Here is a 10,793-nt window from a genome sequence, read left to right on the forward strand (position 1 = left end):
TGGCGATTGACCCACTGCATTGACGCGCCTGACCGCACGTCCCTCAAAGGTCGATGGCTCATGACCTGCACAGATGGAGACGAGATCTAGATAAGAACGGCGTGCAAGCTGGAGACCGCGACGGAGTCCCACTCCGTCAGCTTCCGGCAGATCCACCTGGAGGACAGCGGCCGGATCCGCTACCGCAAGGTCTGCGAGCTCGACGGCCAGGAGCTGACCGAGGCCGAGATCGGCAAGGGCTACGAGATCAGCAAGGACCAGCTGGTCCCGATCACCGATGCTGACCTCGCCGGAATGCCCCTGCCGACCGCGAAGGCGATCGAGATCGTGGCCTTCGTGCCCTGGGAGTCGATCGACCCCCGGCACATCGGGGAGGCGTCGTACTACATCAGGGCTGACGGCCAGGTGGCGGCCAAGCCCTACACCCTGCTGCGCCAGGCGCTCGGCCGAAACTCCAAGGTGGCCGTCGCGAAGTTCGCGTTGCGCGGCCGCGAGCGCCTCGGCCTGGTCCGCCCGATCGAAGACGCGCTCGTCCTGCACTCGATGCGCTGGGACGACGAGGTACGCGACCCCAGCGAGCTCGCCCCCGGCACGGTCGACGTCAGCGACCACGAGATCGACGGGGCGGTCGCCCTCATGGAGGCCATGTCCGTGGGAAGCCTGGCCGACCTCGCCCCCGCAGAGATCACCGACCAGTACACCGAGGCGCTTCACAAGGTGATCGAGGCCAAGGCCGAGGGCCACCGGCCTGCCATGCCGACGACCGAGGCGGAGCCGGCCGGACAGGTGGTCGACCTGATGGCCGCCCTGGAGCAGTCCGTGGCGAAGGCCAAGGAAGCCCGCGGCGAGACCGGTGGCGGGGACGCGACCGTGCACGAGATGCCCGCGCCGAAGAAGAAGGCCACGGCCAAGAAGCCCGCCGCCAAGAAGGCGCCCGCGAAGAAGACGGCCGCCAAGAAGACCACGGCGAAGAAGACCACGCGGAAGCGCGCCTCCTAGGACATCTCGCCGCTACGCTTCCGGGCCCACGGCTTCTCGAACCCCAGACTCCCCCACGGCGAGCAGACCTCGCACATCTCCATCGCCGGAGTCCGCTCCCCCTGGGCCATGACCTCGTCACGGCTGAGCAGCGCGGCGTTCTTGCTGGACATACCGCAACCGCCACGGTGAAGGACTGGCTCACCGCCCGGGACCCGGGAGGGCTCGATCCGCCACATCATCTCGGCCCGCGCCACCGCCACCCGCCGACTCTGCTCCCGCTCCTGCACCTCAAGGTCGCGGATCTCGCGCCGGAGCTCGTTGCGCTGGTAGTCGAGCCAGGCCAGGACGGCCCGCTTCTTCTCCAGGCGCTCGGATATCGGCATGTCCCGCACGGCCACCGCCCCCTCTACGCCGCCTCGACGAGAGGCAGCACGGCGTCGGGGTGATGCTTCAGCGCCATGCGGGCCTCGACCACGCCCTCGCCGCCCTCCTGGGTCTGCCAGTAGGGGTGGGCGGAGACCGTGATCGACAGATCGCGGACCAGGGCGAGCAGCCGCGCATGCTCCGCCTGCTGCTCCTCGGTCCAGCCGGGGCTGTCCTCCCGGCCGCCGGTCACCACGCCGGTATGGGGGTGCACCTCACCGGGCCAGCCGGGCATCGGCTCGACGGACCACGGCAGGGTCCGACACAGCGCGGCGTACTCGGCGCGGGCCTGGTGAAGGTCGCGCTGCGCCTCGATGAGGTCATTCGGGAAGGGGGTGTCGCTCACACCAGAATCATACTCCTGTTCGAATCGCGGTAGGCTGGCTACGCCTCCAGGGCCTCCCCCTATATGCCGAAGCACGGTAGGTGTCACCGAGACAGGCTGGCTGTTGTCGGCGTACGACCTTTGCTCCCCAGCCGCGTACGGATGAACGTCCCCAGCTAGGTCGCGGGAAGCAGCACGGCTGAGGAACCTGGTTGAGATCGTTAGGCTGGCCGGAGACACTCGCACGATGAGTCGTAGCGCATCGCCCGGATCGGTCGAACGAGGTTGGGACGAGCCGTGGTACCGGGTTCGCACCGACGCCTTCGAGGCATCGTTCCTGCCCAGGCCGGACGAGGACCTGGACTCGGTGTGCAATGTCGATGTCTTCGTGGACCTTAAGGACGGCTCCCGTTGGACCGCGACCGTGTTCACGGTCGCGGAGGTCGAACGCTTGATGGAGACGTGGGCAGAAAGCGGCGAGGCTCTCGGCGGCCGCTATTTCTGGGTCTCGGACGGCTTGATCGTCAGGGATCCCGGCATCGACAGCATGACCCACGTGATCGCCGGGCTGATCGAGACCGACGAGTTCACCGCGGTCTTCCAGCGACTCGAAGACGACTGACCAAGCTCCCGGCCACGTCTGTGAAGTAGCTTATTAGGCTACGTCCGTGTCCCGCTCGATGGCCTTGAGCCGGTTCTGCCACTGGCCGGTGAACAGCTCTTCCGGCGTTGCGGTGTCGGCGAACTGCTTGACGGTGCGGTAGGTCATCCCAAGCTGCCGCTGCACCGAGCGCCGGCTGTGCCCTGCCTTCAGCAGTGTGTGGACGGCGACGTGCCGGGCCCGGGTCCGATCGGCGAATCGATGTCCGCGCGGCCAAGGAGAACCTGACGAGTCTGCGGCCGGAACGGCCTCGGGATCGGGTCCAGGTTCAGGAACTATGGGGGTCAGAGCGCGGAGGCAGCGACGGTGCTGGGCGACGCTCCGTTCGGCGGCCTCACTCAGGTTGTGCCAGAGATGCCACCGGTCCGCGACCTGGACGGCCTGCGGTGCACCGGCGCTGGCGCCCTCGGCGAAGAATGGCGCCCGGTCTCGGCACACGACCTCGACGCCGGGCCGATCGGCGAGCCAGGCGGCCAGGCTCGATGCCTCCCGGTCGGGCAGTAGGTCGACAGGACGGCGGGTTTCGACGTCGACGAGAACGGTGCCGTGGTGGCGGCCCTTGCGGGTGGCGTACTCGTCGACACCGACCACACGCGGGGTGGGCATCTCCGGCTCGGGAAGGGCGTCGATCAGGCGCAGGACGGTGCTCCGGCTGACGGAGACCCCGAGCACGGAGCTCAGGCGAGCGCCGGCCCGGCCCGCCAGGGCTGGACCGACCGAGGCCAGCGTCGCGAGCAGCTGCTCGGTCCGCTGACCGTGTCGACGGGTCAGGCCGGGTATCTGCTCGACGAAGGTCCGGCGTGCGCACTCCGAGTTCCCGCAGGCGAACCGGCGGACCCTCAGCTGGAGAACAACGCTTCGTCCGGCGCTCGGCACATCAGTGGGAAACCGCAGGTAGGAACCATGAACCCGGTTCGACCAGACCTGGCACGCCGGGCAAGCGGCACCGTTCGCAGTGCATTCGGCGTCGACGCGCACTATCGCGATGCTCATGTCCACCGACAGCACCGCGACGTCCGTGATTGATGGGAACAACAGCTCCTTCAACCGGAGCACGATCTCTTCCACGGCCCTGAACTGTCATCCCAACCGCCATGACCACGGCTCATTTTCGGGCGACTTCACCTACTGCCCGGGGACGCCCAGTCGTCACTCAGCGTGGCCGCGTCACAGAAGTTGAGCCAGAACCCGAGTTACGGCAGCGGATGTTCACGGCGTTGAGCAGCGTTCTGATGGTGTCGTGTTCGATGTTCATGAGAAGTGGGAGCACCAGCTCAGAGGCGCTGTTGCCTGTCGGCGTCTCCGGCTGTTGAGAGGCGCCGCTCCGATCGGGTGGAAGCGCGGAGGGACCAGGGCGCGATGCTGCTCGTCGGCATCAGCCCGCGTGAGGTCGCTGGAGTCCCTGTAGGAGGAGAGTGATCAGGCGTCGGGGGTCGTAGCGGGGGTCGTTGTCGTGTCCGATGCAGAGGTTGCCGATGCCGCGCATCAGCTCGTACGGCTGCGTACCGGGCCTGATGTCGCCGGCCTCGACCGCAGCGTCGAGCAGTTGGGCGCAGACGGGCAGCAGGCGGTCCAGGAAGTAGGCGTGCAGAGCGGCGAAGCGGTCGTTGTCGGACTGCAGGGCGTCGGCAAGTCCGTGCTTGGTGACGAGGAAGTCGACGAAGAGGTCGATCCACTGGCGCAGCGCGTCGAGCGGGGAGTCGGCACTGGCCAGCAGGTTCGGGCCGGCTTCGGCGCATGCCTCGATCTGGTGGCGGTAGACGGCTGTGACGAGATCCGCCCGGGTCGGGAAGTGGCGGTAGATCGTGGCCATCCCGACGCCCGCCCGGGCCGCGATCTGGCGGATTGGCGCGTCGACGCCAGAGGTGACGAACACCTCGGCGGCAGCAGTGAGCACCGTCTGCCGGTTGCGCTGGGCGTCGGCCCGCTTACCTCGGGACGGCAACTCCCCTGCAGGGCTGTCGGTGGCCATCACGCACTCCTTCGTCACCGATTGACAAAACGGATCAGCGCTCCGGATACTAAATGGAACAGCGCTCCGCTTCAGCTTAGCCGAAGCGTGATGCCCCTGACCGCCTTGTCCGTCGCCGGTCGCAGGAGACCGGAGGGCGGCAGGTGCCACCGAAAGGAACCCACATCGTGAGCACATCCGCCACCACCAATGCCGACGCCTTGGCCACGCCCGCCCCGGTCCTGTCGTTCAGCCCCGTAGTCCTACCCGTGCCCGGACGTCCCGTGGACCTCCAGGTGCGCGTCTCCGCCCCCGCGACCGGAACCAGCCTCCCCGTCATCCTCCTCTCCCACGGCCACGGCCCCTCGAATCACCTCTCCTCGCTCAACGGCTACGCGCCGCTCGCCAACTTCTGGGCCGCCCACGGATTCGCCGTCGTCCAGCCCACCCACCTCACCTCCAGGACACTGAGCCACCTGGTCGCCGGCGCACCCGGCGCACCCGACTTCTGGCGCTCCCGCGCCGAGGACATGACCCACATCCTCGACCGGCTCGACACGATCGAGCGCACCGTGCCGCAGCTCGCGGGACGGATCAACCACACCAAGGTCGCCATCGCCGGACACTCGCTCGGCGGCTTCACCGCCGCCCTCCTGCTGGGCGCCGGGCTCAACGACCCCGACACCGGGAACGTGGTGCACCTCGTCGAGCCCCGGATCAAGGCCGGCGTACTGCTCGCCGCGCCCGGCAGGGGCGGCGACGCCCTCAACGGGCCCATGGCCGAGCAGTGGCCGATCATCGGCGCCGTCGACTTCTCCACCATGACCGCGCCCACGCTGGTCGTCGCTGGCGACAAGGACGACTCCCGGCACTTCACGGACATGGGACCGGACTGGCACGCCGACCCCTACAACCTCGCCCCCGAACCCAAGACCCTGCTCACCCTGTTCGACGCGGAGCACGGACTCGGCGGGATCGCCGGATACGACGCCGCCGAGACCACTGACGAGAACCCTGAGCGAGTCGCCGCCCTCGCCCGGCTCACCGCGGCCTACCTCCGCACCCAGCTTCACCCCGGCGACAACACCTGGCAGACCGCGTGCGAGGCACTGACGACCGGCCCCGACCCGGTCGGGCGAGTCGAATCCAAGTAAGCCCCCCGACGGCCACGTCCCTCGTTGGACGGCCCGCGCCATCGGGTGCAGGGGGCAGTCGGCAGGCTGATCTCGACGACGGTGTCCGGACAATCAGTCACCACGGTGTGAAGTGCCTCGGCGCCAGGGCCCTCAGCCGTGATCGGCTGCTGCGGCGCTACCCAGACTCCTGCACTGTTCGAATCGCAGCTGACCGCAGACGCTGCTCAAACCGGTGAACAACTGCTGCCAATACTCGGTTCCGGCACGGATCTTGGGGAGCCGTCGCGGAGAGTCATCGTGGCGTTCGATAACGGGCTCCACACCTACTGCTCTGCTTCACTGAACTTTGACGGTGCTGGCGTCCAGGGCGTGGACCTGTGCTGGGTCGAGGTGGAGTTCGTACGCGGTGTAACACTCGCTGATCTCTGTTCCTACCGCAGCGCCACATGGGCACAGCCGGTTCAGGCCACTCTGTCCATGCCAGCCGCAGCAGCCCGTGTGATCTCCCTCAAGGCCGGGCAGCAAGTTAGGTGCGTCGTCGGGATGGAGGACGATCGTGTTTCGGGGACCTGCGGAAGTCAGGAACCCCTCTCCGTCCGGATCGCCGACACAAGGCCCGCCGGGAAACACTGCGACGGGTTCGTCGGTCGGCAGGAACGGGGCTCCCCAAGGCTCGGGCTCCAGAGCATAGAGCCCCGCATGCATTGTGGCCGGGGCCCGGCGATACCCGTCGGGTCCGATTCGCCCGTCGAACTCTGGCCTGACCAGGGTCTCGGACAGCTGCACAGCCCTGGTCAGAGGGCGGGCGCAGGCGGCACACACAAAAGTGATCACACGAAGTTCTAGCCCGCCGAAGCCCCAACGGCAAGAGCCTGCTTCCGGGCTACTGCAGCAGGATCATCTTCCGAAGGAGGTGGAAGCCGGCTCGTCCGTAGAGCTGTCTCTTGATCTTTTTGATGCGGTTCACGGCGCCTTCGATGCTGCCGGAGCTCCAGCCCAGGGTGAGGCCAGCGGTCACGGCGTCGAGGTCTCGACGCAGGTGGAGTGCGAAGCCGGTGAGCCCGGGCAGTTGGCTGGCATCGACCGTGTCGATATCGGGATGGTAGAGCCCACCGAGGCGCTGGAAGCCGGGCCAGCCGCCCCTCGTGCAGACATGCTGTTCCTGATGGACCCGGTTATGGCCGAGGCGGTGGCGTGCCCCGCCGAGCCTTCTCGACGATTAGCTCATTGGCGTGCCAGTAAGCCCTCGTGCGGCCGGCCACGTCACGGCGGAAGGTGCCGGAATCCCAAGTCCGAGCGGCCGAGTTGGTCGTGTCACCGGCCCGGACGCTGACGAACGGCACCGCCGGCGCGCGCCTGCACCCCTACGCCGACCTTCAGCCTGCCGGCACCCGATCCGCCGACCTCAACAAGCTCGGCCACACCAGCCCCGGGAGCGCGGGATGACCACCAGCCCCCGCACCCTGATGCGCATCTACTTCCACCTTCCCGAACCCGATGCAGGCCTCTACGAGCAGCTCCTGGCTCTCCTCGAAGGCATTACCCCGCAGGTCGAGGCGCACCCGGCCGACTTCTCCGCCGATGTCTCCCTCACCGGGGCCCTGAGGTACTGGCGGCAGGACGCGGCCGGGCTCGTGGGTGTGATCCGGCTCAGGACGCTCGCCCTCCACGGCGTCCAGACCAGCGCGGGCGCGGGGCCGAGCAGGATGATCGCGGCGATGGCGGCCGCGATCACCCCGCCCGGCGCCGCCACCATCGTCGGCAACACCCCGTACGACATCGGCGCCTTCCTGCGGCCCCGGCCGGCAGCCGCGCTCCCCGGCATCGGCCCCGCGGCCGCCCGAGCCCTGGACCGCCTCGGGATCCGAACCGTCGGCAACATCGCAGACACCCCGCTCGCCACCCTGCAACGCATCCTCGGCACCGCCGCCGGCCGCCAGGCCCACGACCGGGCGCTCGGGATCGACGACCGTCCCGTCATCCCCGCCACCGCCCCGAAGTCCCTCTCCCGCACGCACCGCTTCGACCGCGACGAACTCGACCCCGAGCAACACCACCGGGCCGTCCTCGGCCTCGTCGAACAACTCGGCGCCCAACTCCGCCACGACCACAGCATCGCGGCCGCGCTCACCCTCAACGTCACCTACGCCGACCGCACCACAACCAGCCGCACCCGAACCCTGACCGAACCCACCGCCCACACCCTCGCGCTCGCCAGCACCGGCCGCGAGCTCCTCGCCTCGCTCGGTCTCCAGCGCGCCCGCGTCCGCGCCCTGATCGTACGAGCGGAACGGCTCCAATCCGCCGAGACCGCCACCCACCAACTCACCCTCGACACCCGCGACGACAAAGCCCGCGACCTCGAAACCGCACTCGACCGCGCCCGCGCCCGCTACGGACCCACCGCCGCCGGCGCCGCGGCCGCCTACCGACGAACCCGCAGGACCACACCGACCTGACCGAGCCGACGGCCGACGGCCGACGCCGGAACTGTCCGCGAACCAGGCCAGGTAGGTGAACGAAGCCCAGCCCCCGCACTTGCGACGACGTCCGCCAGCAGAGAGGCAGTCTCAGCCACCTGGTCTGCGTGCTCCTCAAATCCGGGTTGTGCCCGCTCCCACCAGCTCCACAGTGCGTCCAGGTCATCGGTCAGCTGCTAGCTCGGGCTGGCTCCATCGGGTGCCGCATCTGCACGAGTGAGCTCTCAATCCGTTTCTCTTTGCTCAACCTCTGATCATTTTTGCGTTTTGAAATTCGTTTCGGTTCACCTGTACCCGTAGCGGGTTCCCGAGCGCTGTCCTTCACAGAGGCACCCGCCTCCAGTGCCGTGAAGGGACGTACGGTGCTTGACCTTCCTAGGAGGACACGTGCAGCTGCACGCTGCGCCGCCGGTGGCCGCAGGCCAACCACCGCTGTCATCCGCCGGCCCGGAACGGATCGGCGGGCCGTCTCACGGTCGCATAGTGGCTCCCGCGGTGGGCCGGGGCCGCAGATGCGGTGGTTGCGGAGGCGGCCGGTGAGCGAGGTGGGCACCGCCGAGCACGGTGACCCGGCCGGCTTTACGCGCGACGCTTGGGGCAGTCTCCCGATTCAGCCAGCATCCGGCGTCGCCGGCGTGCGCGGTGATTCTGGCAGCGTGCCGGTGCCCCTACCCCGGCTGCAAGGAGCTCCGGAGCATTGGACTCCCGAGCAGGAGGAGGGTTTCAGGAGGTTCCACCAGGAGTACGCGGAGAAGCTTCTCCTGTATGCGGATGGGAAGCTTCCGAGCCGGTTCGATGCCGAGGATGCCGTGCACAGCACCTTCGAAGTCGTTGTGCGTATTTGGCCCAAGGTGATGGCGATGGAGTTTCCCGCCGCGTACGCGTGGCGGGTGTTGAAGAACCGGATTGCCGACCTGTACCGCAAGGGCAGTCGCATCGAGCCGGTCGACGACGAGCGGCTTCAAGGGGCCCTCGACCGGCATCCTGCAGGGGATCCGGGCACAGAGGTCGTGGACCTGATGAGTCTCCAGGGCGAGATCAGGGAGCTTCCCGATCGCCAGCAGGAGGCGTTGGTGCTGGAGGCGCTGGGCCTGCCGATCGGCCAGGTCGCCGAGTTGATGGGGATCAAGGAGGAATCGGCGCGGATGTACCTCAAACGGGCCAGGGCCCGGTTGAAGCGGCGTCTTGGCACACACGCTGGACGGGGGCGGAAGTGATGAGCCAGGCGCACACGTCAAGGCTGCTCGACACGGGCGCCCAGAGCGAGAACAGCTCACGGGTGCGGTACGACGTTCCGGCCGCATACGGCCGTCTGATGGCGTCGGCTGCCTGTCGGCACCCGTTGGAGGAGCACTCCGGTGTCGCGGCCGGGGAGGAGGCGGGACGGGAACTCGATGCCCTGTGCGAAAGCGTCATGCTCGACGCCGCAGCCATCCGGAAGATCGCCCTGTTCGCCGCCGACCACGGCCTTACCACTGCTGGTGCTACGGCCTTCGGCTGCCTGCTCCACCTCGTACGCGACGAAGCCGCCTCATTCTGGTGGGAATTCGCGGCCGGTGCGGGCGAGCTCGAAGCCGCCTACCTGTTGATGCTCGACCACAAACGGCGCGCCGAACTACACGACGAGGAACTGTGGCGCGACCGGCTGACTGCGGCGCTGAACCCCCAGCCGGAACGCAATACCGGGCCCAGCTGGCGCGACAGCCCCTCACTGCCCGAACAGATGCGCCGAGGCCTGCACCAGGCCATCCGTTACGCCGAACGCCACGAGCACGAGGACTTGGGTGACATCCCTGTGCCCACCTCGCGCCTGGCCAGAGCGCTGTGGGCACTCACCAGCCCTGTTGACTCAGAAACCGAGACTCCCGACTTCGGAGCACAGGACCAGCCCGGTCAGAACACAGTGGACTCTGGCACGGATGCGACAGCGACGGCAGCGGTCCCCCATCCGGTCGACGCCCCTCCCCCGGCTCACCTGCCCGTACCGGCGGGCCGCACAGAGACATCGAGGCTGTGGATGCCGCCGCCTGCCCGCCCCGGAGAAGCCCTCGGCCGGGCTGACCACGCTCCGGCGGAATGGGAAGACTCCCTGCGGGTCCTGGACGTCCTGCAGCTCATCCGGGAAACCGGATCCGCCGACATCCCGGCGGTCGCCCGCACTGCCGGGATCACGCCGGAAGGAGCAGCCTCGCTGCTGTCATGGCTGGCCGCCAACAGCCTCAGCCGCCCTCTGGACGAGCACACCCACGGCTGTGGCCCCCTTCTCACCGAGATCGCGCGCGGTAACTCCGTTCTTCAGAGCGTCCTGGACCAAGTGCGCGATGACACCGGTGCGGCGATCTATCTCAGCACGTACACCGACGGAGAAATCGCCATCCCTCACAGCGCCTGGGGCCCGAAGGCCCCACAGGTCACCGTGACTGTCGACTTCAAGGAGACCCCCCACGCCAGCGCCGTGGGCAAGAGCCTGCTCTCACAACTGAACCCCGCCGACCGCGCCGACCTGCTCTCCCGGCACCGGCCCAAGCCCCTGACTCGCAGGACGATCACCAACACCGGGCAGTTGATCGACGCCATCGACCAGTACGGCCCCCAGAGCCCCTACTTCGACGTCCTCGAGTACAGCGACGCCGAGGTATGCGTCGCGATCTCCCTCCCCCTGGCCGGCCAGGCGTGCTCGGTCGCCCTCTCCCTCCCCGTCACCGAACACCACCGGCTTCTGGACGCCGCGCAGGCCCTCAGCGACCGTTCCACCGGCCTCCTCCTCGCCCTGGTCCTCGCCACCAACCCAACCTCCAGCACCATGCCCACGCCTGGGCCACCATCCGAGCCCGAA

General features: G+C 68.4%; 11 protein-coding genes. 6 read left to right on the top strand and 5 right to left on the bottom strand.

Annotation, left to right across the window (positions count from 1 at the left end):
* The first annotated feature begins 108 nt into the window (after nt 1-108).
* Nucleotides 109-999, top strand: a complete 891-nt coding sequence (ku, locus tag ACWF79_RS34200; RefSeq protein ID WP_453732081.1) for a non-homologous end joining protein Ku — start codon at nt 109-111, stop codon at nt 997-999.
* Here the strand turns inward: ku and ACWF79_RS34205 are convergent.
* The gene (locus ACWF79_RS34205) at nt 996-1,364 is read right to left on the bottom strand and encodes a DUF6233 domain-containing protein (RefSeq protein WP_453732072.1); all 369 of its coding nucleotides are present in this window, start codon (nt 1,362-1,364) and stop codon (nt 996-998) included. The two genes, ku and ACWF79_RS34205, sit on opposite strands and share 4 nt — an antisense overlap.
* A gap of 23 nt (nt 1,365-1,387) precedes the next feature.
* On the bottom strand, nt 1,388-1,750 hold the full coding sequence (locus tag ACWF79_RS34210; RefSeq protein ID WP_453732073.1) for a hypothetical protein: 363 nt from the start codon (nt 1,748-1,750) through the stop codon (nt 1,388-1,390).
* Between the two features lie 226 nt (nt 1,751-1,976).
* Between ACWF79_RS34210 and ACWF79_RS34215 the strand changes: the two genes are divergently transcribed.
* Nucleotides 1,977-2,351: a hypothetical protein gene (locus ACWF79_RS34215; protein WP_453732074.1), complete on the top strand. Its 375-nt coding sequence runs from the start codon at nt 1,977-1,979 to the stop codon at nt 2,349-2,351.
* Nucleotides 2,352-2,384: 33 nt separating this feature from the next.
* Here ACWF79_RS34215 and ACWF79_RS34220 read toward each other — a convergent pair whose 3' ends face one another.
* Both ACWF79_RS34220 and ACWF79_RS34225 read right to left on the bottom strand, forming a co-directional pair.
* Nucleotides 2,385-3,458, bottom strand: coding sequence for an ISL3 family transposase (locus ACWF79_RS34220; RefSeq protein WP_453732075.1), 1,074 nt, complete (start codon nt 3,456-3,458; stop codon nt 2,385-2,387).
* 307 nt (nt 3,459-3,765) lie between these two features.
* The gene (locus ACWF79_RS34225; RefSeq protein WP_453732076.1) at nt 3,766-4,362 is read right to left on the bottom strand and encodes a TetR/AcrR family transcriptional regulator; all 597 of its coding nucleotides are present in this window, start codon (nt 4,360-4,362) and stop codon (nt 3,766-3,768) included.
* A 167-nt stretch (nt 4,363-4,529) separates the two neighbouring features.
* Here ACWF79_RS34225 and ACWF79_RS34230 point away from each other — a divergent pair, with 167 nt between their 5' ends.
* A complete protein-coding gene (locus tag ACWF79_RS34230) occupies nt 4,530-5,495 on the top strand; it encodes an alpha/beta hydrolase family protein (protein ID WP_453732077.1) in 966 nt (321 codons plus the stop codon).
* An 865-nt stretch (nt 5,496-6,360) separates the two neighbouring features.
* Here the strand turns inward: ACWF79_RS34230 and ACWF79_RS34235 are convergent.
* Nucleotides 6,361-6,570, bottom strand: a complete 210-nt coding sequence (locus ACWF79_RS34235) for a transposase (protein WP_453732082.1) — start codon at nt 6,568-6,570, stop codon at nt 6,361-6,363.
* Nucleotides 6,571-6,919: 349 nt separating this feature from the next.
* On the opposite strand from ACWF79_RS34235, the gene ACWF79_RS34240 reads away from it, so the two are divergent.
* The 3 genes from ACWF79_RS34240 to ACWF79_RS34250 all read left to right on the top strand — a co-directional run.
* Nucleotides 6,920-7,936, top strand: a complete 1,017-nt coding sequence (locus ACWF79_RS34240; protein ID WP_453732078.1) for a DNA polymerase Y family protein — start codon at nt 6,920-6,922, stop codon at nt 7,934-7,936.
* A 557-nt stretch (nt 7,937-8,493) separates the two neighbouring features.
* Nucleotides 8,494-9,174 carry an RNA polymerase sigma factor gene (locus ACWF79_RS34245; RefSeq protein WP_453732079.1) on the top strand — a complete coding sequence of 227 codons (681 nt, stop codon included), beginning with the start codon at nt 8,494-8,496 and terminating at the stop codon, nt 9,172-9,174.
* Between the two features lie 98 nt (nt 9,175-9,272).
* The coding region (locus ACWF79_RS34250) for an IclR family transcriptional regulator domain-containing protein (protein ID WP_453732080.1) at nt 9,273-10,793 on the top strand (1,521 nt) is incomplete at its 3' end.

This window comes from Streptomyces sp. NPDC054975, from assembly GCF_053609105.1.